Source organism: Microvirga alba, from assembly GCF_015694465.1.
GTDB lineage: Bacteria > Pseudomonadota > Alphaproteobacteria > Rhizobiales > Beijerinckiaceae > Microvirga > Microvirga alba.
The window spans coordinates 58,935-82,048 of the sequence record NZ_JADQDO010000005.1 but is presented as its reverse complement, the minus strand read 5'-3'; the positions used below and the strand labels follow the sequence as shown (position 1 = coordinate 82,048).

Genomic DNA, 23,114 nt, shown 5'->3' with positions numbered 1-23,114 from the left:
CTGAGCCATGGCACCCCACGCGATCGGTATTATCGGCCTGGGCAAAATCGCCCAAGATCAACACCTGCCGAACATCAGGGCCAACCCGGATTTCACGTTGCTTGCCGTCTCAAGCCAGCGCGGTTTGTCGCCCGAGGACGCGAAATATACGTTCCAGGACTATCGCGAGATGCTCTCCGGCGTGCCGGACCTCGAGGCCGTCGCCATCTGCACGCCGCCCCAGGTGCGCCACCAGATCGCGCGGGAGGCGCTGCTCGCCGGAAAGAGCGTTCTTCTGGAAAAGCCGCCCGCGGCGACCTTGAGCGAGCTCGAGGACCTGAAGCAGCTCGCCGAAAAGGTCGGCAAGACGATTTTCACCACCTGGCACGCGCAGTACAACAAGGGCGTGGACGAGACGGCGAAGGCGCTCGCCGGGCAGACGGTCAAGCTTTTGCGAGTGACCTGGAAAGAGGATGTGCGGCGCTGGCATCCGGGCCAGCAATGGATCTGGCAGGCAGGCGGCTTCGGGATCTTCGATCCCGGCATCAACGCGCTCTCCATCGTCACCCGCATCATGCCGCAGCCGGTCTTCATCAAGCGGGCCGACCTGAAATTTCCCGCCAATCGGGATGCACCCATCGCGGCCGATCTCGAACTATCGACCGGCCAACCCGATGCCGAACTGACGGCCGCGTTCGACTGGCGTCAGACCGGCCTGCAGAGCTGGAACATCGACGTGGAGACGCAAGCCGGATCGCAGCTCAAACTGTCGCAGGGCGGTTGCCGTCTCGAAATCGACGGGCGGGTGGTGGTGGATGAAAAGCCCTCCGAATATGAGGGGGTCTACAAGCGGTTCGACCTGCTGCTGTCGGAGGGGCGGTCGGTGGTCGATGTCGCACCGTTCCGCCTGGTGGCGGACGCCTTCATGGTCGGGCGTAGGGTGCAAGTGGAGCCGTTCCAGGACGACGCTCCGGCTCGCGATGGAACATATCAGGCACCTTCGACATAGTTTATGCACTCGCTTGCTGAGAGGGCATCGAGAGCGTTGCTGGTCGCGACACATGTTGCCATTGCCGTCGTTGCAGCGCGGCTCCCTTCAGGATTTGCCGAGTGCGAACTAAAGAAAGGTTCGACCATGCAACGGCATCTTATCCTATCCGCTATCCTTGTCGGCGCGGCTGGGCTGGCGCTCGTCCACGCGACGCCAGCATCTGCGCTGACCATGAAGGAATGCAGCGCCAAGTATAAGGCTGCTCGAACCGGCGGAACGCTCGGGACCATGACCTGGAACGATTTCCGCAAAGCGCAATGCGGAACGGTGGCGAGCGCTCCGGCAGCGGCTTCGCCGCCGGCGACCGGAGCGGTCACGGCGCCTCCACGGCAAGCCAACCCGCCGGTGTCTCAGCCGGCCATCAAGGGCAATGTTGTCTTCCCGACGGCGGTCTCATCGAAATACTCGAATGAATCCGCTGGGAAGGCGCGGATGCACACCTGCCTTGACCAGTACAAGGCCAACGGCGAGTCACAAGGGACCGCCAATGGTGGCCTGAAATGGATTCAGAAAGGCGGCGGCTATTATTCCCAGTGTAACGCTCGCCTGAAGGGATGAGCGTCCAGGTCCCCGGGGTCTCCAAGTCTCCCGTCATCCCGGATCGCCTGCGGCGTCCGGGACGACCGGGTGTTGGGCATTAGCCCAAGTACTTCTTCATTAGGCCAAGTACTTCTTGAAGAACGCAACCGTGCGGCTCCAGGCCAGATCAGCGGCGGATTTGTCGTAGCGGGCGGCGTTGGTGTCGTTGTTGAAGGCGTGGTTCGCGCCGTCATAGACGTAGATCTCGTAAGTTTTTCCCGCCTGTTTCAATGCCGCCTCATAGGCGGGAATGCCCGCATTGATGCGTTCGTCAAGGCCGCCGTAATGGAGAAGCATGGCGGCGTGGATCTTCGGCACATCCTCGGCCTTCGGCTGTCCGCCATAATAGGCCACGCCCGCCGACAGGTTCGGTTCCGCGACCGCGAGGGTGTTGACCGCGCCGCCGCCCCAGCAGAAGCCGACCGCGCCCACCTTGCCATTGCCGTCCGGGCGGCCTTTCAGATACGCGACGGCGGCTTTCCCGTAGGCGGTCACGTCGGGTTGCTTCAACAGGCCGATCATGTCGCGGCCCTTGTCCTCATCCTCGGGTGTGCCGCCCATGGGGGAGAGATAATCGAGACCGAGCGCGATGAAGCCCTCCGTCGCCATGCGGCGGGTCACGTCCTTGATGTGCGGGTTGAGACCCCGGTTCTCATGAATGACGATGACGGTGGGAAGCTTGTCGCCGGTCTTCGGTCGGGCGAGATAGCCCTTGAGGCCGGGCACGCCGGGGATATCGACCATCTCGGTGGTGATCCTCGGGTCGTTGTCCGACACGGTCTGGGCCTGCGCATAGTTGTTCTGCAGGATCGGCAGGAGGGCGGTTGCGCCCGCTGCGCTCCCGACCAGGGCGGCGAGCCGGTCGAGGAAGCTACGGCGGTTCATGCCGCCATGGGTGAAGTCGTCGTAGAGGTCGATAATGCGCTGGTCCATGGGTGCCTCCTCGTAATGAGGCCCTCAACATAGCGTCATTCGATCAACCTTCCATCCCGTCGCCCATGCCTGTGGACGGTCTCTGGCGCTTGACCGCGCGATGACCGGACATCTCGGCACCGGCGGTCGGTGCGAGCCGCCAGAACATGAAGCCCGACAAGGCCGAGATGACGGCGACGGTCCAGAAGGCCGGGCCGAAATCCGCTGCGGTGATCGTCGAACTTCCCCGTGCCGCAGCTGCGGTTTCGAGCGCAAAGGCTCCAAGCGCGACGCCCACGCTGAGCGCGAGTTGCTGCGCCACGCTCGACAGGCTCGTGGCATAGCTCATGTCCCGGTTCGACACCTCCGCATAGCCGATGGCGTTGAGGCTTGTGAATTGGAGTGAGCGGAAGCAGCCGCCGACCAGCAGGATCGCCATGATCAGCCAATGCGATGTCTCGGGCGTGAAGAACCCGTTCAAGGCAATGAAAACCGCACCCACGAAGGCGTTGATTGTGAGCAGCATGCGAAAGCCCGTCTGCTCCAGGATGCGCTTGGCCATGGTCTTCATGAACAGCGCGCCGACCGCGGCGACGAAGGTCAGCGATCCGGAGGCCAGGGGGGACAGGCCGAAGCCGATCTGCAGCATGAGCGGCAGCAGGAATGGGATCGCGCCGATGCCGACGCGAAACAGCGAGCCGCCAAGGACGCTCGCGCGGAATGTCGGGATCTTCAGCAGGCGAAGCTGAAGCACGGGATAGGGCGTGCGACGCGCGTGCCGGATATAGAGGAGAAGGCTGATCGCACCGACAACCGTGAACGCGATGGACACCTCGATCGGGATCATATGCCGGCCGCCCGTGGCGAGGCCGAGCATCATCAGCGCCAGGCCGATGCCGGAGAGCAAGAAACCCACCACGTCGAGCGGTGGCGTGTCGTCTTCCTTGATATTCGGAATGTAGATCGAGGACAGCACGATCCCGAGGATGCCGATCGGGATGTTGATGAAGAAGATCCAGCGCCAATCCCAGTACGTGGTGATGAAACCGCCGAGCGGGGGGCCGACGATGGGGCCGATAAGGGCCGGAATGGTCAGGGTCGCCAGCGCCTGAACCACCTCGTTCCGGGGGACGCTTCTCAGCAGCACCAGACGTCCCACCGGCACCATCATCGCGCCGCCCATGCCCTGGGCGAAACGGGCGAGGACGAACCCTTCCAAGGACCATGAGGCCGCGCAGGCCAGCGACCCCGCCATGAACACGGCGAGCGAGGCGCGGAAGATCGTCCTGGCGCCGAAGCGGTCAGCCATCCAGCCGGAGATGGGAATGAAAATGGCCAGGCTCACCAGATAGGAGGTGAGAGCAAGTTTGAGGGCGATGGGCTCTGCGCCGAGGTCCTGCGCAATCATCGGCAACGAGGTCGCGATGACCGTCGAATCCGTGTTCTCCATGAACAATGCGGTGGCGATGATAAGGGGAAGGAGGCGGGTCTGGCGCATAACCCCCGCACTTAAGCCGAAGGCGTGCGGTTGCATAGGGGTTTGATGCACGGCAGACCCCATGAAGATGCGGGGCTTTGAGCCCTTTGCGAAATCGAAAGCTCGTGCTACGGACCCTCGCCAACTCGTCGCTGCTTTTTCGCACCCGCACAAATTATCTTAGGAGTTGGCTATGGCCCGCATTATCGCCGATAAGCTCATCGAGGGATTGACCTTCGATGACGTTCTCCTCCGGCCTGGCCGCTCCGAGGTTTTGCCCGGCGATGTGAATGTCGCCACGCAGCTCACCCGCTCGATCCGCCTCAACATGCCGATCGTTGCTTCCGCGATGGACACGGTGACCGAGGCCCAGATGGCGATCACCATGGCGCAGAGCGGCGGTATTGGCGTGATTCACCGCAATCTCGATGCCGACGTGCAGGCCGAGCAGGTCCGCCTCGTGAAGAAATATGAGTCCGGCATGGTGATGAACCCCATCACCATCTTCCCCGACGAGACGCTGGCGGACGCCTTCGCGGTCATGAAGCACCACGGCATTTCCGGAATCCCGGTCGTGGAGCGGGGGCCGAGCGGGTCGAAGGGCAAGCTGGTCGGCATCCTGACCAATCGCGACGTGCGCTTCGCCAACAACACGGCGCAGCCGGTCTCCGAGCTGATGACGAAGGATCGGCTCATCACCGTTCGCGAGGGCGTGACCCAGGACGAAGCCAAACGTCTTCTCCATCAATTCCGCATCGAGAAGCTTCTGGTCGTCGACGATCATTATCGCTGCATCGGCCTCATCACGGTCAAGGATATCGAAAAGCAGGTCGCTCACCCCAATGCCGCCAAGGACGAGCAGGGGCGCCTTCTCGTCGCTGCAGCCACGACGACGGGCGAGCAGGGTTATGAACGCTCTGAGCGCCTCATCGATGCGGGCTGCGATGTGATTGTGGTCGATACCGCGCACGGCCATTCGGTGCGCGTGCTCGAGAGCGTGACGCGGGTGAAGAAGCTCTCGAACGCGGTTCAGGTCATCGCCGGAAACGTGGCGACCCGCGAAGGCGCAAAGGCGCTCATCGATGCTGGCGCGGACGCGGTCAAGGTCGGCATCGGCCCCGGCTCGATCTGCACCACCCGTATCGTTGCGGGCGTCGGCGTGCCGCAGCTGACCGCGATTATGGAGGCGGTGGAAGCCGCATCCGAGGCCGGCATCCCGGTCATCGCCGATGGCGGCATCAAAGTGTCGGGCGATCTCGCGAAGGCGCTTGCGGCAGGCGCGTCCTGCGCCATGGTCGGCTCGCTGCTCGCAGGCACGGACGAGACCCCCGGCGAGGTGTTCCTCTACCAGGGCCGTTCCTACAAAGCCTATCGCGGTATGGGCTCGGTCGGCGCCATGGCGCGCGGTTCGGCGGACCGCTACTTCCAGGCGGAAGTGCGCGATACGCTCAAGCTCGTGCCGGAAGGCGTCGAGGGCCAGGTGGCGTACAAGGGCCCGGCTTCGGCGGTTCTGCACCAGCTCACCGGCGGTCTTCGCGCCGCCATGGGCTATGTGGGTGCTGCGACGCTGCCGGAATTCCGTGAGAAGGCCCAGTTCATCCGCATCACCAATGCGGGCCTGCGCGAAAGCCACGTCCATGACGTGACCATCACGCGGGAAAGTCCGAACTATCCGACCCGCAGCTGAGGCGGGTGAGCGTGAGGGCCGGGAAGGGGATTGCCTGGGGCATCGTGCTCGCAGCGCTCGTCGTTTACGCGGTGATGCTGACGGTGACCTTGCCCCATCTCGCGAGCCTCGCAGGCGGCGTCCCGGTCTTCGATCTGCGCCCCACGGGCTACACGCTCGCGGAGGCCAAGACGGTTCTGATGGCCTTGGGCGATGAGGGGCGCCGCTATTATCTCGATGTGCAGCAGCCCCTCGATACGGCGTTCCCGATCCTCAATGCCGCTGCGGCGGCCGTCGGATTGACGGCCGCCTTCAGTGGGGGGCGTTGGAGGCTGTTTCAGCTCGGAAAGGGGGCTCACGCGCTGCTTCTGGCTGCGATTTGTCTCCCCGTCGCGGTGTTCGATCTTCTTGAGAATGCGATGGTTCGCCGGCTTCTGACGATGGATCCGAGAACGATCTCCGCCGAGGCTGTCGCGATGGCGAGCGGATTTACACTGGCCAAATCGGTGGCCGTCACCGTCGCCTATTGCCTTGTTCTCGTGGCTCTGATGGTACTGATGTCGGATCGCCTTCGGGCAAAGAAAGCCCGGGCGTCACGCGTCTAGTGCTGTGGCGTCCGTCAAGAATGAGCCGGCTTAAGGATCGAAAATGAGCATTCCTGCAATCCTCGCGCCGGTCTTCGTCCAGGTCGCGCTGACGTTTTTCCTCATGTTCTGGATGGGGCGCTCGCGCATAGCCCGCATCCGGGAAGGGGAGGTGAGGATCAAGGACATTGCGCTCGGCGAGCGCAACTGGCCGAAACAGACGCAACAGATCGCGAACGCCTTCGGCAACCAGTTCGAGATGCCGGTTCTGTTCTATGCGCTGGTGATTCTGGCGCTGATCACGCGCAAGGCCGATCTCGCCTTCGTGGTCATGGCTTGGACCTATGTCGCGGCCCGCGTCGTTCACGCTTATATCTACACCACGTCGAACCGGGTCACACGGCGCTTCCAGGTCTTTCTGATTAGCGCGCTGATCCTGTTGCTCATGTGGGTTCTCTTCGCGGCGCGGATCTTCTTCGCCGAGGTCGGGGTCTAGCCCCAAGAAAAAAAGGCGGGGTGGGCCTGGGCCCCGCCTTCGCGCTTACATGCGCTTGCCGCTCTCGAGCTGCGTCTTGGCGTCGACGGCTTTACGCGGTGGCGGCGTGAGGTCCGGCGTTGCGGTGGCGGCGCAGGCGGCGATCGTGAGGGTAAGGCCAACGGCAACGAGGCGGGCAAGGCTATTCAACATGGACGAAAGCTCCAAAAAAGGCAGTGTGCGACATGCACCCGCTCGTTTTCATTCGAGTCGGATTGCGGTTGAAGCTTAGCAATATTGTGGCAATTTTTCTCCCTACCGGAGTTTTGTTTTCCTATGACACCAGCAGCCCGCATCTCGGCCGCCATCGAAGTCCTCGGTGACATCGAAACGCGCCGCCGCCCGGCGACCGACGCTCTCAAGGATTGGGGGCTGTCGCACCGCTTCGCCGGCTCCAAGGACCGCGCGGCCATCGCCAGCCTCGTCTATGACGGCTTACGCCGGAAAGCCTCTGCCGCGTCGATCATGGGCGAGAACACGCCGCGCGCCGTCGTGCTTGGCATGTTGCGATTGCAGCGCGGCCTGACGGTCAATGCAATTGCGGCGCTTTGCTCCGGCGAGCGTTTCGCACCCGAACCCCTGACCGCGACGGAGCGGGAAAAGCTCGAGGTAGCGACCCTAGACGGCGCACCGGCCCCTGTCGCGGGCGATTTTCCGGAATGGATCGAAGCCTCGCTCACACGCCTCTTCGGGGAAGACGTCGTGCCTGAATTGCAGGCGCTGACCACCCGCGCGCCGCTCGATCTTCGCGTGAACACGTTGAAAGTCTCCTCTCGCGAGGAGGCCCACAACGCCCTGCCGCATCTGGGCGCTGTCGAAACGCCGCTCTCGCTCCTCGGCTTGCGGATCATGCCCGGCGAGGACGGCCGCGGCCCCGCTGTGCAGTCGGAGCCGGAATTCATCAAGGGCTGGATCGAGATTCAGGACGAAGGCTCGCAGCTTGCGGCTCTTATCTCCAACGTGAAGCCAAACGAACAGGTGGTCGATCTCTGCGCAGGTGGCGGCGGCAAGACCCTGGCGCTCGCGGCGATGATGGAGAACCACGGCCAGCTCTACGCGACGGACTCGGATGCCCGCCGTCTTGCGCCAATCCACGACCGGCTGACGCGGGCGGGTGTGCGCAACGTCCAGGTCCGCACCCCGCGTGGTGGGGCGGATGCTGTGTCGGATCTCAACGGCAAGATCGATTGCGTCCTCGTCGATGCACCCTGTACGGGCGTCGGCACATGGCGGCGCAATCCCGATGCGAAATGGCGGCTACGCCCCGGCAGCCTGGAAGTTCGCGTGAAGGAACAGGCGACGGTGCTCGACCGCGCTGCTGCGCTCGTGAAGCCGGGCGGCCGCATCGTCTACATCACCTGCTCGATCCTGCCGGAGGAGAATGACGATGCGGTCGAGGGCTTTCTCTCTCGCTCGAAAGGGTTCTCGGCGTTACCCGCGAGCGAGGCGCTGGCTCGCGCCGGTCTCGGACGGCTGACCGATCTCGTTCGCTTCACGAAATCCGGCCTGCAGATGACGCCTCTCAAAACCGGAACGGACGGCTTTTTCGTCTCCGTTCTCGTCAAGGGATAGGTTCGTATTACGGCACCTCTTCACCTCTCCCGTGGGGAGAGGTCGAGCGAAGCGAGGGTGAGGGGTTGCGCCTTGCCCGGAGAAGGCGCAACCCCTCACCCCAACCCTCTCCCGACGGGAGAGGGAGCTTTCTCATCGCGTAACCCTGTCGCATAGCTCTCTTTTTTCCTGCATCTTTTCCTGCTAAGGGAAAATCATGACCAACCGTTCGACCATGTATGCCGCCAATTTTGCAACACGCCTGAAAGGGTGTGCGGGATTGATGCTGCGCTGACGACGGTGTGATCATTCTGCGGACCCTTCCCGAGGTGGGTAGGGTCTTCGCGCTTCTGCTCTCCTCATTTTCATCAGGAGAGCAATCATGGACGGCATACCCCCTTATCAATATTCGGCGCGGCCCTCGGGATCAGCCTTGAAGCGGCGCTGGTGCGCGGCTATCGCGCTCATCTTCGCTCTGGCGCTGCTGTTCGCCGTCTATCCTCGTCCACCCGACTGCACACCCGCCGATGTCTTGCGCGTGTCCATCGGCGGGGTCGGTTATCGCGTGTCGGCACTGCTGCAGCCGGAGATCAACGGCCTGGCACGGGCGGCGCCGGCTCAAGATGGGATCAGGTTCCTGCGGCGTTATTGCCAGAAGCCGGATGAGCCCGCATTCGCGGTGAATGCCCTCACACTCCATCACGGGGGGCTGGCGGAAACGGCGGCGCTGAAAGCCGAGCTCGCGCCGCTGGCCGGTATTCGGTCGGTCGTCCTGAGGGCGGCTGATCTCGCGACGCTCGATGCTGGGCAAGGCTCGCCGGTCGCAAACGGGACATATCGAAGGATCGACCGGTCGGGTCCCTACGATCTGGTCTCCACACGCCCCATGCTCTTTGGATCGCCCATTATCGCCCTGTGCGATCAACGCGCCGTCCCGGTGGATCAGGGAAATCCGGCTTGCATGATCTGGGGGCGGATTGGGGCAGGTTCCGCGCTGCGCATCCAGGTCGGCGATGTTCCGGTCGAGGCTTGGCCGGAGATGCTGAAGAGCGTCGAGAGATTGATCGTCTCCTTGAGGGAATGACGGCGATGAGCGGCGGTTTCCCCCGCATCATTGTGATCACCGGGCCTGCGCGTCGCTAAACCCTTGGCGCGCGGGCCCGACAAGGGATAAGGAGAGCCCCAAGAATTCTTTTCACGCCAGGCATGAAGTCGCCCCGGGTTGCGCCGGGCGGCCCGAACGCTTACCCGAAAGCCCATGACCCAGACCCACGATAAAATCCTCATCGTCGATTTCGGCTCCCAAGTGACCCAGCTCATCGCGCGGCGCGTGCGTGAGGAGGGTGTCTATTCGGAGGTTGTCCCGTTCCAGAAGGCGGCGGAAGCCTTCCGCGAGATGAAGCCGAAGGGCGTGATCCTGTCGGGCGGACCGGAATCGGTGACGATCGATACGTCGCCCCGCGCGCCGCAGGATCTGTTCGACGGCAACGTGCCGGTGTTCGGCATCTGCTACGGTCAGCAGACCATGGCGGCGCAGCTTGGCGGGCAGGTCGAGGGCGGGCACCATTCGGAATTCGGCCGCGCCGAGGTCGAGGTTCTGAAACCGAGCGCTCTGTTCAAGGGCGTTTGGACGCAGGGCGAAAAATATCCGGTCTGGATGAGCCACGGCGACCGGGTCACGAAGCTCCCGGAAGGGTTCGAGGTTCTCGCCGTTTCGCAGAACGCGCCTTTCGCGGTCGTGGCCGACGAGGGCCGCAAGTTCTATGGCGTGCAGTTCCACCCGGAAGTCGTGCACACGCCTCAGGGCGCGCAGCTGATCCGCAACTTCGTGCGCGAGATCGCAGGCTGCACGGGCGACTGGACCATGAAGGCCTTCCGCGAGGAGGCCATCGCGCGCATCCGCGCTCAGGTCGGCTCGGGCCGCGTGATCTGCGGGCTGTCGGGCGGCGTCGACTCGGCCGTCGCGGCGGTGCTGATCCACGAGGCCATCGGCGATCAGCTCACCTGCGTCTTTGTCGATCACGGCCTGTTGCGGGCGGGCGAGGCCGATTGGGTCGTCACCCTGTTCCGCGATTCCTACAACATCCCGCTCGTTCACGTGCAGGCGCAGGATCTCTTCGTCGGCGCGCTGGAAGGCGTGTCGGACCCGGAGGTCAAGCGCAAGACCATCGGCAAGCTCTTCATCGACGTGTTCGAGGCGGAAGCCAACAAGATCGGCGGGGCCGAGTTCCTGGCGCAAGGGACGCTCTATCCGGACGTGATCGAGAGCGTGTCCTTCACGGGCGGCCCATCGGTCACCATCAAGAGCCACCACAATGTGGGCGGTTTGCCTGAGCGCATGAACATGAAGCTCGTGGAGCCGTTGCGCGAATTGTTCAAGGACGAGGTGAGGGCGCTCGGCCGCGAGCTGGGCCTGCCCCAGGCCTTCGTCGGACGCCACCCGTTCCCGGGGCCGGGCCTCGCCATCCGCGTTCCCGGCACGATCACCCGCGAGAAGCTCGACATTCTGCGGAAGGCCGACACGATCTATCTCGAAGAGATCCGCAATGCGGGCCTCTATGACGAGATCTGGCAGGCCTTCGCTGTCCTGCTTCCGGTGAAGACCGTCGGCGTCATGGGCGACGGGCGCACCTACGATCACGTCTGCGCGCTACGCGCCGTGACCTCGGTCGACGGCATGACGGCGGATTTCTACCCCTTCGACATGAAGTTCCTGGGCCAGGTCGCGACCCGCATCATCAACGAGGTCAAGGGCATCAACCGCGTCACCTACGACATCACGTCGAAGCCCCCGGGCACGATTGAGTGGGAGTAAGGGTGAGCTGATCCAACTTGGACAAGCCGCCAAATTGCTTCGGGAAACGAGACGACATCTCCATGCCAGCCAGCAACCGCATCGTCCTCTCCAGCGACCACGCCGCGATCCAGCTCCGACAGGCCATAGCCGCTCATATCGCGGCGCATGGCTGGGTGGTGGTCGACATCGGGCCGACGACGCCGGAGAGCACACACTACCCTAAGCATGGCGAAGCTGCGGCGCGGCTCGTCGCCTCCGGTGATTGCCGGTTCGGCATCATCCTATGCGGCACCGGCCAGGGCATCATGATGGCGGCGAACAAGGTAAAGGGCATCCGTTGCGGCGTCTGCGCCGACACATTCTCGGCTCGTATGATCCGCCAGCACAACGACGCCAACATGCTGTCGATTGGCGTGCGCGTGGTGGGCGAAGGGCTGGCGTTGGATATCGTGGATGCGTTCCTGACGGCCCAGTTCGAGGGCGGCCGGCATGCGACGCGGGTGGAGATGATTGGGGCGCTTGAGGGGTAGCGCCGTTCTCTGCTTCATTTTCAGAATTGTAGCACCAGCACCAGTCACGTGGGGTAGAGCGTGATCCGAGCCATGTCTGTCGGCCTCCGCTCGGCGCCTTTGTCTCGGCGATGCGGTGGGACCCCTTTCGCGCCATATTGGGCACTCCGACGATTATTCATTGAGGGATCTTGGACCGCTGACGAACGGGCTGTCCCGAAGATAAAATCGTAGGAGGCGGTTCGCATCCCGCGAAATGCCGATCCTGATGCTCTGCCCGATTTCGCCGGGTTCATGGTCACTGGGTCCGAGCCAAAGAGGGCCTTCTCGGCAGAGATCGAGCCCGTCGAGTCGACCATCAACCTGCAACGCCGCGGTGAGTTTTCCTGGTCCTCGCGCCAGGTCGCGCAAGCGCTCGATACCACGATTCCGCCGCATGATCGGGATGCCTTCGAGCGGCTCGAGCGCTCTCAGCAGGACGCCGGCTCCGATCCCAGGCGTCTCGCTTGAGACATTCAGCATGTATGAGCTGCCATAGGCGAGATAAACATAGGCGTGCCCACGCTCGAGGAAAAGCGAGCGATTGCGCCGGGTCATTCCCCGATAGGCGTGCCCTGCGGCGTCGCCGACGACATACGCCTCGGTCTCGACAATTCGGCCGCTGGCAGCGCCTTCCGGCAAATCCCGCACCAATACCTTGCCAATGAGATAGCGGGCGAGAGAGACTGTATCCGTCGGTAGGTCAGAGCGCGCGACCGGCATGTGACCCTCCTCATGGCAGCCAGGTTTCAGGGCATCTGCTCGACCCATTGTGCGCGCGAAGGCCCCGGATCGAACGGATCGCTGAAATACTGGGTCTCGTGGGCCACCTTCCCATCGAGGAACTCCATGATGCTCACAGTGTAGGACGGCCGCCCGTCATAGGTCAGGACATATTCGGTGACCCAGAGGTCGCCTGCGCCGACGATCCGCCGCACTGTGAAACGCTTCCGGTTCGGCTGCGCGGCGCGAGATGACTGAATCCTCCGCCGCCCGCGGATGCGCTCGCCCGACTGGGGATATTCGAGCACCGCGTCCTCTCGATAAATCTGGTGTTCCACCTCGAAGTCGTTTGCATCGGAGGCGGCCCAGTGGCGATCCAGAGCCGCTCGAATCTCTCGGTCTTCCATATGGAATCTCCTCGATCATCGAACTTCCTATTTCAGATCAATAGCCAAACTCATCTGACGGTTCGATCGACGGAAATTTCAGCGACAGGAAAAATTTGCCCCGAAAGATCAAACCATTACAATCGATGAGAACAATCGCGTGGGAATGAGAAACTTGTCCCTGTGATCGAGCGGAGCGATATCGTTGGAAGCGTCGAAGCAAGCCATCACCCTCTACGGCATCAAGAATTGCGACACGATGAAGAAGGCGCGCGCCTGGCTCGATGAGCGCGGCGTCGCCTATGCTTTCCATGACTACAAGGTTGTGGGCATCGATCGGCCTCGCATTGAAAGCTGGATACGTGGTGTCGGTTGGGAGGCGCTGCTCAATTGCGCGGGAACGACCTTTCGCAAATTGCCGGAAGCCGACAAGGCCGGGCTCGATGAGAGCAGGGCCGTCGTGCTGATGCTCGACCAGCCGTCGATGATCAAGCGGCCGGTGCTCGAGGTCGCGGGACGCCTGCTCGTGGGTTTCAGCGCAGAAAAATACGAAGAGGCTTTCGCTCACCTCTGATCGATGCGCGGGAAGGTCCGGCTCTACGATTGTTTCAGGACTGCATCGATCCAGGCGGCTGCGGCATCGAGCAAATCTGCCATCACCTCCACATCCTTCCGGCCCGTCTTGGCCGGAACATGGAAGGAGTGATCGGCGTCATCGAGCAGTTTGAGGGTGGCCCGCGCGCCAAGCTTGGCAATGACCGGCTCAAGCAGATCACGCGTTGCAAGCTCGTCTCGCGTCCCTTGCAGAAACAGCATCGGAATCCCGATGGCCGATAAATGCTCTGCCCGCTCGTCGGAGGGCTTTCCCGCGGGATGAAGCGGAAAGGCGAAGAATAAGATGCCTCGGACACCCGGTAACAGCGCGAGCGCCTGCGCTTGCGACGTCATACGCCCGCCAAACGATCTGCCTCCGGCTAAGAGCGGTAGATCCGGTGCCCGCCGCGCCGCTTCGGCGACAGCCGCGCGCACGGCCCCATGGGCGATTTGGGGAGTGTCGGGGCGCCGTGAGCCGCGCTCAATATACGGGAACTGGTAGCGCAGTGTTGCGATGCCGCGCGCCGCAAGCCCATCCGCTAGCGCGGTCATGCCTTTGTGCGTCATGCCGGCGCCGGCACCATGGGCAAGAACGACACATGCTCGCGCTTCAGGCGGCGCTTGCCAGAGCCCGGAGACGCTCGTGTCATCGCCGATTGCGATCGTGATCGGTTCCGCTGCGGTCATGATGGCATCATAACCTCGCCAGCCTTGAGCACCAGCCCGCGCTCTCGATCTCCAATGAAAAAGGGCAGGTTCTCGCGAACCTGCCCTTTCCTCGTGGCGGATGTTTTTATGCCGCCCCCCTGTTTAGCCTTGGATCAGAGAGCCATAGCCGAGCACCGGCTCTCCGAGAATTCATGCTTTCGCTTTACTGGATCTTCGGTGGTTCGTCGAAGTTGAGACCCGGCAATCCGCCGCCCGCGCCACCGAGACCCGGCACGAGCAATTCGTCGAGCTTTTTCTGGACCGCAGCGGGATCAACCTGCGGGCCCGCCGCCTTGTAGTGCGTCACGATTTTCGGGAAGAGCACGACAATCGCGACCATGATCAGCTGGATGATCACGAAGGGGACTGCGCCCCAGTAGATCTGTCCCGTGGTGACCGGCTCCATGCGCTTGCCTGTAACGCGGTCGATATACGGCACTTTCGGCGCAACCGAACGCAGGAAGAACAGGGCAAAGCCGAAGGGCGGATGCATGAACGAAGTCTGCATGTTCACGCCCAGCATGACGCCAAACCAGATCAGGTCGATGCCGAGCTTGTCCGCCGCCGGTCCCAAAAGCGGAACGATGATGAAGGCGAGCTCGAAGAAGTCGAGGAAGAAGGCCAGGAAGAACACCAGTATGTTGGTGAACACCAGAAAGCCGATCTGACCGCCTGGGAGCGAGGTGAGCAGGTGCTCGACCCAGACGTGGCCGTTGACGCCGTAGAAGGTGAGCGAGAACACGCGCGCGCCGATGAGGATGAAGAGCACGAAGGCGGAGAGCTTTGCGGTCGCGTCTGTTGCTTGACGGACAAGGGCGAAGTTGAAGCGCTTCGGGTTGTTGTCGAGCTTGCGCTTGATTGCGGCAAGGATCACGGAGCCGAGCGCGCCCATCGCGCCGCCTTCGGTCGGCGTGGCGAGCCCGATGAAGATGGTACCGAGCACGAGGAAGATCAGCAGCAGCGGAGGCACCATGACGAAGGTGACCTGCCGCGCCATGCGCGACATGAGGCGAAAGCCGGTAAAGCGCTCAATGATGCCGACGACCAGCGCGTAGATCGCACCCGCGGCCACCATTTCCATGAGCAGCGCCAGCGAACCCTTGCCCTGCTGGTGCAGATAGACATAGACGCCGAGGAGGGCTGCCGTCAGCACGGCGGAGATTGCGATGCGCTCCGCGCCGAGCATCTTGTTCATCAGAGCGCAGATCAGCGCGACCACGGTCGCGACGCAGATCGTGAGGATGACGAAATCCGCACCGGCCTTGGTCGCCGTCTGCGACAGCACGTAATAGCCGACGAGGCCGGAGAAGACGACCAGAACGCCGAGCTGCCAGACGCCGCGGGCGCCGTTGGGTTCGCGATAGCCGATCGCCTCCTGCGGCAGGCCGGGAGCCGATTTCGGGCTGACGAAGGTCATCAGCAGCACATAGCCGGCATAGAGGCCCGCCAGAATGATGCCGGGCAGGAACGCGCCCTCGTACATGTCGCCGACGGAACGGCCGAGCTGGTCGGCCATGACGATGAGAACGAGCGAGGGAGGGATGATCTGGGCGAGCGTGCCGGAGGCGGCGATGACGCCTGAGGCCAGACGCCGGTCATAGCCGTAGCGCAGCATGATCGGCAGCGAGATCAGGCCCATGGAGATCACGGAGGCCGCGACGACGCCGGTGGTGGCCGCGAGCAGCGCGCCCACGAAGATGACCGCGTAAGCCAGACCGCCGCGAACAGGGCCGAAGAGCTGGCCGATGGTGTCTAGCAGATCCTCCGCCATGCCGGAGCGTTCGAGGATCAACCCCATGAACGTAAAGAATGGGATCGCTAGCAGCACCTCGTTCGACATGGTGCCGTAGATTCGGTCGGGCAGGGCCTGGAGGAGCGGCCAGGAAAGCGTGATCGTCTGCGGGGCGAGCGGCGCGAGTTCGACCGCGACGAAGAAGAACAACAGCCCGTTTGCCGCCAGCGAGAAGGCGACCGGATAGCCGAGGAGGAGGAAGATGACGAGCGCCGCGAACATGATCGGCGCGAGGTTCTGGGCAATCAGCACAGCCATGGGAGGGAGCTCCGGGAATTCAGATCAGGGCGGGCACAGGGTCAGCGGATGCCATCGCCCGGAGGTTCGCCGGTCGCTGGGGCGTCAGGGTCGGCCAGTTCAGTGAGAAGTCGCTCCGCCTCGGCCTCAGCGCTGTGAACCTCGGCATGTTCATCCACCAGGTCGCCCCGCATGATCGCGACGCGCTTGATCACCTCGCTTACCCACTGGAAGGACAGGGAGATGAAGCCCAGAAGGATCAGCGCCTTGGCCGGCCAGATCGGCAGCCCGCCCGCATTCGAGGACACTTCGCCCGAGGCGAAGGAGCGCAGGAAATACGGTACGGCGAGCCACGTCATGACTGCCAGGAACGGCAGCAGGAAGAAGACGTTGCCGAACATGTCGATCCAGTCGCGGCCGCGCTTGGAAAGCCGGTTCGAGATGATGTCGATGCGGATGTGCTCGTTCGACTTAAGGGTCCAGGCGGAACAGAGCATGAAGACCGCGCCGAACAGATACCATTGCAGCTCCAGCCAAGCATTCGATGAGACGCCGAAAACGCGCCGGATGATGGCGTTGATCGCCGACACCAGGATCGCGACGACGATGGCCCACGCTGCGGTCTTGCCGAGGCGCACGTTAACCGAGTCGATGATGCGGGATAGCCGAAGGAGCGCTGCCACCTGTTTCTTCCCCTAACCGGTCTTATTCGTTTTGTCTGAATAGCCTAGCTACCGAACTCGAAGTTCCCGCGCTAGGCCCGCATAAGCGCAACCATACTCGACTTAAGGCGAGTATCCGGGGTGCTTTCATGTCGCAAGGTGCCGGGTCTTTAAAAGTTTCGGTCCGCGTAATGCGTTCCAAAGCAAGGAAAAGTCGCCTCAGATGCTTGCGCGGTAGGCTTTTAATCAAAGTCGATTAGGATCGCTCTCGTGGCCGGCGATATGACAGTCGTCCGATGCCTATAATTTAGTCACATCCTGTAATTTAGTCCCATCCTGGGAGATCGTCGTGACGTTGCTCGTCGTTGGCCTGATCGTTTTCCTCGGCATACATCTTTTTACCATGGCGCGCGGCTGGAGGGCCGGGCTCATCGCGAAGATCGGGGAGGGACCTTACAAGGGGCTCTTTTCGCTGCTCGCGCTTTCCGGCCTCGTCCTGATCGTGATCGGCTACGGCCAGTATCGGCAGGCGGGCTATATCCCGGTCTGGGACCCTCCGGTCTGGGCCCGGCATCTCGCGCTTCCCCTGGTGTGGATCGCTTTCGTCTGCTTCCCCGCCGCTTACCTGCCGGGGCGGATCAAGGCCCTGCTGAAGCATCCGATGTTGGCTGGCGTGAAGACCTGGGCTTTCGCTCATCTTCTTGCCAATGGCGATCTCGGCTCCATCCTGCTGTTCGGCTCGTTTCTCGCCTGGGCGGTCATGGCGCGGATCAGCGTCAAATATCGAGGCGAGCCGGTTCCGGCCCCTCCTCCGCCGGGGATTCGCAACGATTTGCTGGCCGTTCTCATCGGAACCGCTGCATATGTGGCCTTTGCCGTCTGGCTCCATCCGCTGCTGATCGGCGTGCCTGTCTTGCCCGGCCGAGGCTGACCGCGTTCTTCCCCATCCTGAGGAGCAGCCAAGCTGCGTCTCGAAGGGAGGGACCAATCCGCACGGACACGCCTCGCCCTTCGAGACGGGCTGACGCCCTCCTGAGGTTGAGGGTGTGGGATGAGGCAGCAAGAGATGCGCAGAAAATACCTGCGACGCGATCAGCCCCTCGCCTTATGCGGGGGTCTATGCTAGGCGACCCAATTCGATAATGGAGGCGGCATCGGCCGCGAAATGAGTATGGCTCCGAACGACGAGTTCATCCGCGAGGTCGACGAGGAATATCGCCGCGACCAGATGGCCCAGATCTGGAAGCGCTACAACGGCGTCATCATTGGCGTTGCCATTCTTGTCGTGGCCTCCGTGGGGGGCTGGCGCTTCTGGGAACATACCCAGGAAACCCGCGCCCAGGCCGCCGCCGTTCGCTATGAAGAGGCCCTCAAGTTCTCCCGCGAGGACAAGAGCAAGGAGTCCGAAGCGATTCTGGAGGCGCTGGCCAAGGAAGATAGCTCGGGATACGCCCTGTTGACGAAGTTCCGCCTGGCGGCCGAGCTTGGCACCCAGAACCCGGAAAACGGCGCTTCGGCCTATGACGCTCTGGCGAGCGACGCCAAGCTGGGTTCGCTCTGGCAGGATCTGGCGCGTCTTCGCGCCGCCTGGCTGCGGTTGGACAGCGCCGATCCGGCCACGATCCGTCCGGCGCTTGAGCGCCTCGCGGTTCCCGGCAACGCGTGGCGGCACTCCGCGCGCGAGCTTTTGGGCCTGTCCGGTCTGAAGGCTGGCGATATGGATTACGCGGGACGTTGGTTCGATCAGATCGCGGCGGATCGCGACACTCCACCCAGCCTGAAGCAGCGGCTTACCGTCTACACGGCACTCGTGGCAGGCGGTCCGGTTCAGGTCACCCAATAAAGAGAGGCATGACATGACGCCTACCGTCGCCATTGTCGGGCGGCCGAATGTCGGCAAATCGACCCTTTTCAACCGCCTCGTCGGCAAGAAGCTTGCACTCGTTGATGACCGTCCGGGCGTGACCCGCGACCGGCGCGAGGGTGACGCGCGTCTCGGCGACCTCGAGTTCCGCATCATCGACACGGCGGGTCTGGAAGAGGCGACCGAAGAGTCGCTTCTCGGCCGCATGCGCGCCCAGACCGAGGCCGCCATCGGCGATGCCGATGTCATCCTCTTCGTGATCGACGCCCGCGTCGGCATTCTGCCGGCCGACCGGCCCTTTGCCGAAATGGTGCGCCGCTCCGGCAAGCCCGTCATCCTCATCGCCAACAAGGCGGAGGGGGGAGCCGGCATGGCTGGCGCCTATGAGGCGTTCTCTCTCGGTCTCGGCGATCCCGTGCCGCTTTCCGCCGAGCATGGCGAAGGAATGGCGGATCTCTTCGAATCGCTGATGCCTTTCTTCCCCGAACCGGGCGAGGAGGAAGAAGAGGAAGATCCGAACAAGCCGCTTCAGGTCGCCATCGTCGGGCGGCCGAACGCGGGCAAGTCCACGCTCATCAACCGCATGGTCGGCGAGGATCGCCTGCTGACCGGCCCGGAGGCGGGCATCACCCGCGACTCCATTTCCATCGATTGGGATTGGCGTGGCCGCGCGATCAAGCTGTTCGACACGGCGGGTCTGCGCAAGCGCGCCCGCGTCGAGGACAAGCTCGAAAAGCTCTCCGTTGCCGACGCCCTGCGCGCCGTGCGCTTTGCCGAAGTCGTCGTCATCCTCCTCGACGCCACCATTCCGTTCGAAAAGCAGGATCTCTCCATCGTCGATCTGGTGGAGCAGGAAGGTCGCGCCCTCGTGATCGGCCTCAACAAATGGGATCTGGTCGCGGATCAGCCAAATCTCCTCAAGGATCTTCGGGAAAAGGCAACCCGTCTTCTGCCGCAGGTGAAGGGTGCTCCGGTGGTGCCGCTTTCGGGTCTGGCAGGCAGCGGCATTGATCCGCTGATGAAGGCCATTCTGCAGGTCTACGAGACCTGGAACCGCCGCGTATCGACCGCGCGCATCAATCAATGGCTGAGCGAGGCGCTGGAAGCCAATCCTCCGCCGGCGGTGTCGGGGCGGCGCATCAAGATCCGCTACATGACGCAGATCAAATCCCGCCCGCCGACCTTCGCGCTTTTCGGTAACCAGCTTGACGCCCTGCCGAAGAGCTATAGCCGCTACCTCGTCAACAGCCTGCGCGAGTCCTTCGAACTTCCCGGCGTGCCGATCCGCATGTTGCTGCGCATGGGCAAGAATCCGTTCGACAAGGGGCGGGGGTAAAGCCGCTCAGTTTGTGATCATCGGTCTTCTGCCGGCGATCTCGCTTTGAAGCGCGCAGCCTCATGAATCGAGATGGCCGGGACGAGCCCGGCCATGATGGTGAAGGGACATTATGGTGCTCGCCTCGTCCCTGCGGCGTCGGGGACGACGTCCCCAGCTTATGCCGGCATCTGCGGCGTCAGCACCTTTCCATCTTGCGTGAAATCGTAGATCTTGCCGGTCTCGCTCCATGAGGGCAGGGCGAGCTTCAGGATGTGGGGGGCGAGATCTTCCGGTGTCTTCAAGGTCAGCGGATCTTCACCCGGCATCGCGGCGCGGCGCATGGAGGTGCGCAAGGGGCCGGGGTTGATCAACATTGCCTTGATCGGCGTCGTCACCGTCTCGGCGGCATAGGTGAGCACGAGTGCGTTTAGCGCCGCCTTCGAGATGGAATAGACACCCCAATAGGCGTTGCACTTGTTCGCCGCGCCCGAGGTGACGAAGATCGCGCGGCCCGCATCCGAGGCGCGCAACAGCGGATCGAGGGAGCGGATCAGGCGGTAATTGGCAGTCACGTTAATCGCCATCACCTCGTCCCAGACCGGCTGGTCGACATGGGTGATCGGCGCGAGCTCGCCCAGGATGCCCGCATTACCGAGAACGATGTCGAGCTTACCCCAACGCTCATAAATCGCAGCGCCGAGCCGGTCGAGCGCGTCGAGATCCTTCAGGTTCACCGGAACGAGGGTCGCCGAAGAGCCCTTGGCGCGGATCTCGTCATCGAGGGATTCCAGTGCGCCCTGCGTGCGGGCGAGCGCGATGATGTGCGCACCCGCTTCCGCGAGAGCGAGCGCCGCAGCGCGGCCGATGCCGCGCGATGCGCCGGTGACGACCGCGACGCGGTTCGAAAGAGGCTTGTTCATGGATGCTCAGTCGGCTTCGGCAAGAAGGGAAAGGCGGCGCGGCGTGGCGACGGTCAGATCCGTCAGAGGCGTCGGATAGTCGCCCGTGAAGCAGTGGTCGGTGAATTGCGGCTGCGCCGGATTGCGGCTCGTCTCGCCCATGGCCCGGTAAACACCGTCGACCGAGAGGAACGCAAGCGAATCCGCGCCGATATACTGGCGCATCTGCTCGAGGTCGTGGGTTGCGGCCAGGAGCTTCTCCTTCTCCGGCGTATCGATGCCATAGAAGTCGGGATGTGTGATCGGCGGGCTGGCGATGCGGAAGTGCACTTCCTTCGCGCCGGCCTCGCGCATCATGCGCACGATCTTCACCGAGGTGGTGCCGCGCACCAGGCTGTCGTCCACGAGCACGATGCGCTTGCCCTGGATGGCCGCGCGGTTGGCGGAGTGCTTCATGCGCACGCCGAGCTCACGCACCGACTGGGTCGGCTGAATGAAGGTGCGGCCCACATAGTGGTTACGGATGATGCCGAGTTCGTAAGGAAGGCCGGAGGTCTGTGCGAAACCGAGCGCGGCGGGCACGCCGGAATCCGGAACTGGGATCACGACATCCGCATTTGTGGGGGATTCGAGCGCCAGTTCGCGGCCCATGCCTTTGCGGACCTCATAGACATTGCTGCCGTTCACGACTGAATCGGGGCGCGCGAAATAGATGTATTCGAAGATGCAGGGGCGGGCCGGTTGCTTCGGAGCGAAGCGGAAGGATTCGATTCCCTCGTCGGAGATCACGACGACCTCGCCGTTCTCGATGTCGCGGACGAAGCGCGCGCCAATGATGTCAAGCGCGCAGGTTTCCGACGCGAGAATATAGCGCCCGTCGAGTTCACCCAACACGAGGGGGCGGATGCCGAGCGGATCGCGCGCGCCGAGCAGTTTCTTGTTGGTGAGCGCCACGAGCGAATAGGCACCTTCGATCTGCTGGATCGCCTCGACGAAACGGTCGATGAAGGGTTGGCGGCGGCTGCGGGCGACGAGGTGGACGATGACCTCGGTGTCCGTCGTGGACTGACAGATCGCGCCGTCGCGGATGAGGTTGCGGCGCAGCGTCAGGCCGTTGGTGAGGTTGCCGTTGTGGGCGACCGCGAAACCGCCGCCGTCGAGTTCGGCAAAGAGCGGCTGCACGTTGCGAAGGATCGTCTCGCCGGTGGTCGAATACCGCACATGGCCGATGGCCGAATGGCCTTCAAGGCGCTCGATGACGGCGCGGTCCGAAAAGCCGTCGCCGACAAGGCCGAGCTTGCGTTCGAGATGGAAGACGTGGCCGTCGAAGGAGACGATGCCCGCCGCCTCCTGGCCGCGATGCTGCAGGGCATGGAGGCCCAACGCCGTGATGGCGGCGGCATCCGGATGTCCGTAGATGCCGAAGACGCCGCATTCCTCACGCAAGGTATCGCCGTCGAGGTCGAGGTCTACCGCCTTGGGTTGGACCTGCCGCGTCTCAGACCATGCAGACATCATCATTTCCCTGGATGCACGCCAAAACCAAAGGCGTGAAGCCCCTATGTAAGCGGCCAAACGCCGGCCGCCAATGCCTATTCCTGTCGCTCCCCAAATGCGAGAAGCGAATGGCTCAGCTGCGCCGTTGCGGAGGCTGCGGCGCGGCCGGAGCGCCCGGCGTCGTTGGACGCTGCGGATCGGGCTCGGCGGGTTCCGCCGGTTCGCCCTCGGGTGCGCCCTTCTTGCGGAGTTTCTGGAGCAGCGCCTCGGTATTGTCCGGCAGCATGGCGATGATGCTGTCGCGTGCATTTTCCATGGCGGGCCGGGTGCGGGAGGTCGTCGCCCATTCCGGGTTCTTGCCCTGGAGAAGCCAGCCCATGAAGGCCCAGCCGATCACGCAGATCAGGAAGCCGCGCGCCGCACCAAAAAACAGGCCGAGCGTCCGGTCGAGTGCGCCGATGCGGGAATCAAGGATGAGGTCGGAAATCTGAACGGTGATGATCGAGACGATGATGAGCGTGACGACAAAGATCGCGCCGATGGCCGCGATCAGTGCTACTGTGTTGCTATGAATGTATTGCTGGGCGATCGGCAGGGCCGCCGGATGCAGATACCAGGCCGCTGCCGCTGCCGCGACCCAGGCCACGATCGCCAGGACCTCGCGCGTGAATCCGCGCACGGCAGCCAAGAGGGCCGATATCAGAACGACGCCGATAACGACGAGATCCAGGATTGAAACGGGCATGGGCCAAGCC

The 23,114-nt window shown here is 63.2% G+C and carries 24 protein-coding genes; 13 read left to right on the top strand and 11 right to left on the bottom strand.

The window, feature by feature from the left end; genetic code table 11:
- The first annotated feature begins 7 nt into the window (after positions 1-7).
- Positions 8-988, top strand: a complete 981-nt coding sequence (locus I2H38_RS11715) for a Gfo/Idh/MocA family protein (protein WP_196272048.1) — start codon at positions 8-10, stop codon at positions 986-988.
- Positions 989-1,114: 126 nt separating this feature from the next.
- Positions 1,115-1,588, top strand: a complete 474-nt coding sequence (locus I2H38_RS11710; protein WP_196272047.1) for a hypothetical protein — start codon at positions 1,115-1,117, stop codon at positions 1,586-1,588.
- Positions 1,589-1,687: 99 nt separating this feature from the next.
- Here I2H38_RS11710 and I2H38_RS11705 read toward each other — a convergent pair whose 3' ends face one another.
- Both I2H38_RS11705 and I2H38_RS11700 read right to left on the bottom strand, forming a co-directional pair.
- Positions 1,688-2,542, bottom strand: coding sequence for a dienelactone hydrolase family protein (locus tag I2H38_RS11705; RefSeq protein ID WP_196272046.1), 855 nt, complete (start codon positions 2,540-2,542; stop codon positions 1,688-1,690).
- Between the two features lie 43 nt (positions 2,543-2,585).
- Positions 2,586-4,019, bottom strand: coding sequence for a DHA2 family efflux MFS transporter permease subunit (locus I2H38_RS11700; protein ID WP_196272045.1), 1,434 nt, complete (start codon positions 4,017-4,019; stop codon positions 2,586-2,588).
- A gap of 172 nt (positions 4,020-4,191) precedes the next feature.
- On the opposite strand from I2H38_RS11700, the gene guaB reads away from it, so the two are divergent.
- From guaB to I2H38_RS11685, 3 genes are read left to right on the top strand one after another with little or no spacing between them, the layout of a single operon-like run.
- Entirely contained in the window at positions 4,192-5,685 is a 1,494-nt protein-coding gene (guaB, locus tag I2H38_RS11695; RefSeq protein WP_196272044.1) for an IMP dehydrogenase, read from the top strand.
- 11 nt (positions 5,686-5,696) lie between these two features.
- Entirely contained in the window at positions 5,697-6,269 is a 573-nt protein-coding gene (locus tag I2H38_RS11690; protein WP_196272043.1) for a hypothetical protein, read from the top strand.
- Between the two features lie 43 nt (positions 6,270-6,312).
- Positions 6,313-6,744 carry an MAPEG family protein gene (locus tag I2H38_RS11685; RefSeq protein WP_196272042.1) on the top strand — a complete coding sequence of 144 codons (432 nt, stop codon included), beginning with the start codon at positions 6,313-6,315 and terminating at the stop codon, positions 6,742-6,744.
- A 45-nt stretch (positions 6,745-6,789) separates the two neighbouring features.
- Here I2H38_RS11685 and I2H38_RS11680 read toward each other — a convergent pair whose 3' ends face one another.
- Positions 6,790-6,936, bottom strand: coding sequence for a hypothetical protein (locus tag I2H38_RS11680; RefSeq protein ID WP_196272041.1), 147 nt, complete (start codon positions 6,934-6,936; stop codon positions 6,790-6,792).
- A gap of 123 nt (positions 6,937-7,059) precedes the next feature.
- On the opposite strand from I2H38_RS11680, the gene I2H38_RS11675 reads away from it, so the two are divergent.
- The 4 genes from I2H38_RS11675 (at position 7,060) to rpiB (ending at position 11,661) form a co-directional block, all read left to right on the top strand.
- Positions 7,060-8,355: an RsmB/NOP family class I SAM-dependent RNA methyltransferase gene (locus I2H38_RS11675; RefSeq protein ID WP_196272040.1), complete on the top strand. Its 1,296-nt coding sequence runs from the start codon at positions 7,060-7,062 to the stop codon at positions 8,353-8,355.
- 361 nt (positions 8,356-8,716) lie between these two features.
- Positions 8,717-9,418, top strand: a complete 702-nt coding sequence (locus I2H38_RS11670; protein WP_196272039.1) for a hypothetical protein — start codon at positions 8,717-8,719, stop codon at positions 9,416-9,418.
- A 174-nt stretch (positions 9,419-9,592) separates the two neighbouring features.
- On the top strand, positions 9,593-11,149 hold the full coding sequence (guaA, locus tag I2H38_RS11665; protein ID WP_196272038.1) for a glutamine-hydrolyzing GMP synthase: 1,557 nt from the start codon (positions 9,593-9,595) through the stop codon (positions 11,147-11,149).
- A gap of 62 nt (positions 11,150-11,211) precedes the next feature.
- Positions 11,212-11,661, top strand: a complete 450-nt coding sequence (gene rpiB, locus I2H38_RS11660) for a ribose 5-phosphate isomerase B (protein WP_196272037.1) — start codon at positions 11,212-11,214, stop codon at positions 11,659-11,661.
- A gap of 153 nt (positions 11,662-11,814) precedes the next feature.
- Here the strand turns inward: rpiB and I2H38_RS11655 are convergent, their stop codons facing one another.
- Positions 11,815-12,450: a DNA-3-methyladenine glycosylase gene (locus tag I2H38_RS11655; RefSeq protein WP_196272036.1), complete on the bottom strand. Its 636-nt coding sequence runs from the start codon at positions 12,448-12,450 to the stop codon at positions 11,815-11,817.
- On the bottom strand, positions 12,429-12,809 hold the full coding sequence (locus tag I2H38_RS11650) for a nuclear transport factor 2 family protein (protein ID WP_196272035.1): 381 nt from the start codon (positions 12,807-12,809) through the stop codon (positions 12,429-12,431). The genes I2H38_RS11655 and I2H38_RS11650 overlap by 22 nt, the downstream gene beginning before the upstream one ends.
- Before the next feature lie 184 nt (positions 12,810-12,993).
- Between I2H38_RS11650 and I2H38_RS11645 the strand changes: the two genes are divergently transcribed.
- Entirely contained in the window at positions 12,994-13,362 is a 369-nt protein-coding gene (locus tag I2H38_RS11645; RefSeq protein ID WP_267875963.1) for an ArsC family reductase, read from the top strand.
- A gap of 23 nt (positions 13,363-13,385) precedes the next feature.
- Here I2H38_RS11645 and I2H38_RS11640 read toward each other — a convergent pair whose 3' ends face one another.
- The 3 genes from I2H38_RS11640 to I2H38_RS11630 form a co-directional block, all read right to left on the bottom strand.
- On the bottom strand, positions 13,386-14,069 hold the full coding sequence (locus tag I2H38_RS11640; RefSeq protein ID WP_196272034.1) for an alpha/beta hydrolase family protein: 684 nt from the start codon (positions 14,067-14,069) through the stop codon (positions 13,386-13,388).
- Positions 14,070-14,253: 184 nt separating this feature from the next.
- On the bottom strand, positions 14,254-16,140 hold the full coding sequence (locus I2H38_RS11635) for a TRAP transporter large permease (protein ID WP_196272033.1): 1,887 nt from the start codon (positions 16,138-16,140) through the stop codon (positions 14,254-14,256).
- Between the two features lie 41 nt (positions 16,141-16,181).
- On the bottom strand, positions 16,182-16,802 hold the full coding sequence (locus I2H38_RS11630) for a TRAP transporter small permease subunit (protein ID WP_196272032.1): 621 nt from the start codon (positions 16,800-16,802) through the stop codon (positions 16,182-16,184).
- Positions 16,803-17,130: 328 nt separating this feature from the next.
- Between I2H38_RS11630 and I2H38_RS11625 the strand changes: the two genes are divergently transcribed.
- The 3 genes from I2H38_RS11625 (at position 17,131) to der (ending at position 19,981) form a co-directional block, all read left to right on the top strand.
- A complete protein-coding gene (locus I2H38_RS11625; protein ID WP_196272031.1) occupies positions 17,131-17,712 on the top strand; it encodes an NnrU family protein in 582 nt (193 codons plus the stop codon).
- A 240-nt stretch (positions 17,713-17,952) separates the two neighbouring features.
- Positions 17,953-18,624, top strand: a complete 672-nt coding sequence (locus I2H38_RS11620; RefSeq protein ID WP_196272030.1) for a tetratricopeptide repeat protein — start codon at positions 17,953-17,955, stop codon at positions 18,622-18,624.
- 13 nt (positions 18,625-18,637) lie between these two features.
- Positions 18,638-19,981 (top strand): ribosome biogenesis GTPase Der, encoded by a 1,344-nt coding sequence (gene der / locus I2H38_RS11615; protein WP_196272029.1) that lies wholly within the window; start codon positions 18,638-18,640, stop codon positions 19,979-19,981.
- A gap of 158 nt (positions 19,982-20,139) precedes the next feature.
- Here the strand turns inward: der and I2H38_RS11610 are convergent, their stop codons facing one another.
- From I2H38_RS11610 to I2H38_RS11600, 3 genes are all read right to left on the bottom strand, one after another.
- A complete protein-coding gene (locus I2H38_RS11610; RefSeq protein WP_196272028.1) occupies positions 20,140-20,883 on the bottom strand; it encodes an SDR family NAD(P)-dependent oxidoreductase in 744 nt (247 codons plus the stop codon).
- Between the two features lie 6 nt (positions 20,884-20,889).
- Complete coding sequence (purF, locus tag I2H38_RS11605) at positions 20,890-22,377, bottom strand: amidophosphoribosyltransferase (protein WP_196272230.1); 1,488 nt, start codon at positions 22,375-22,377, stop codon at positions 20,890-20,892.
- 115 nt (positions 22,378-22,492) lie between these two features.
- Positions 22,493-23,104: a CvpA family protein gene (locus tag I2H38_RS11600; protein WP_196272027.1), complete on the bottom strand. Its 612-nt coding sequence runs from the start codon at positions 23,102-23,104 to the stop codon at positions 22,493-22,495.
- Between the last annotated feature and the right edge of the window lie 10 nt (positions 23,105-23,114).

Coding starts and splice junctions, on each gene's coding strand:
- I2H38_RS11715 (WP_196272048.1), top strand. CDS start 8: ATGGCACCCCACGCGATCGGTATTATCGGCCTGGGCAAAATCGCCCAA.
- I2H38_RS11710 (WP_196272047.1), top strand. CDS start 1,115: ATGCAACGGCATCTTATCCTATCCGCTATCCTTGTCGGCGCGGCTGGG.
- I2H38_RS11705 (WP_196272046.1), bottom strand. CDS start 2,542: ATGGACCAGCGCATTATCGACCTCTACGACGACTTCACCCATGGCGGC.
- I2H38_RS11700 (WP_196272045.1), bottom strand. CDS start 4,019: ATGCGCCAGACCCGCCTCCTTCCCCTTATCATCGCCACCGCATTGTTC.
- guaB (WP_196272044.1), top strand. CDS start 4,192: ATGGCCCGCATTATCGCCGATAAGCTCATCGAGGGATTGACCTTCGAT.
- I2H38_RS11685 (WP_196272042.1), top strand. CDS start 6,313: ATGAGCATTCCTGCAATCCTCGCGCCGGTCTTCGTCCAGGTCGCGCTG.
- I2H38_RS11680 (WP_196272041.1), bottom strand. CDS start 6,936: ATGTTGAATAGCCTTGCCCGCCTCGTTGCCGTTGGCCTTACCCTCACG.
- I2H38_RS11675 (WP_196272040.1), top strand. CDS start 7,060: ATGACACCAGCAGCCCGCATCTCGGCCGCCATCGAAGTCCTCGGTGAC.
- I2H38_RS11670 (WP_196272039.1), top strand. CDS start 8,717: ATGGACGGCATACCCCCTTATCAATATTCGGCGCGGCCCTCGGGATCA.
- guaA (WP_196272038.1), top strand. CDS start 9,593: ATGACCCAGACCCACGATAAAATCCTCATCGTCGATTTCGGCTCCCAA.
- rpiB (WP_196272037.1), top strand. CDS start 11,212: ATGCCAGCCAGCAACCGCATCGTCCTCTCCAGCGACCACGCCGCGATC.
- I2H38_RS11655 (WP_196272036.1), bottom strand. CDS start 12,450: ATGGGTCGAGCAGATGCCCTGAAACCTGGCTGCCATGAGGAGGGTCAC.
- I2H38_RS11650 (WP_196272035.1), bottom strand. CDS start 12,809: ATGGAAGACCGAGAGATTCGAGCGGCTCTGGATCGCCACTGGGCCGCC.
- I2H38_RS11640 (WP_196272034.1), bottom strand. CDS start 14,069: ATGACCGCAGCGGAACCGATCACGATCGCAATCGGCGATGACACGAGC.
- I2H38_RS11635 (WP_196272033.1), bottom strand. CDS start 16,140: ATGGCTGTGCTGATTGCCCAGAACCTCGCGCCGATCATGTTCGCGGCG.
- I2H38_RS11620 (WP_196272030.1), top strand. CDS start 17,953: ATGGCTCCGAACGACGAGTTCATCCGCGAGGTCGACGAGGAATATCGC.
- der (WP_196272029.1), top strand. CDS start 18,638: ATGACGCCTACCGTCGCCATTGTCGGGCGGCCGAATGTCGGCAAATCG.
- I2H38_RS11610 (WP_196272028.1), bottom strand. CDS start 20,883: ATGAACAAGCCTCTTTCGAACCGCGTCGCGGTCGTCACCGGCGCATCG.
- purF (WP_196272230.1), bottom strand. CDS start 22,377: ATGTCTGCATGGTCTGAGACGCGGCAGGTCCAACCCAAGGCGGTAGAC.
- I2H38_RS11600 (WP_196272027.1), bottom strand. CDS start 23,104: ATGCCCGTTTCAATCCTGGATCTCGTCGTTATCGGCGTCGTTCTGATA.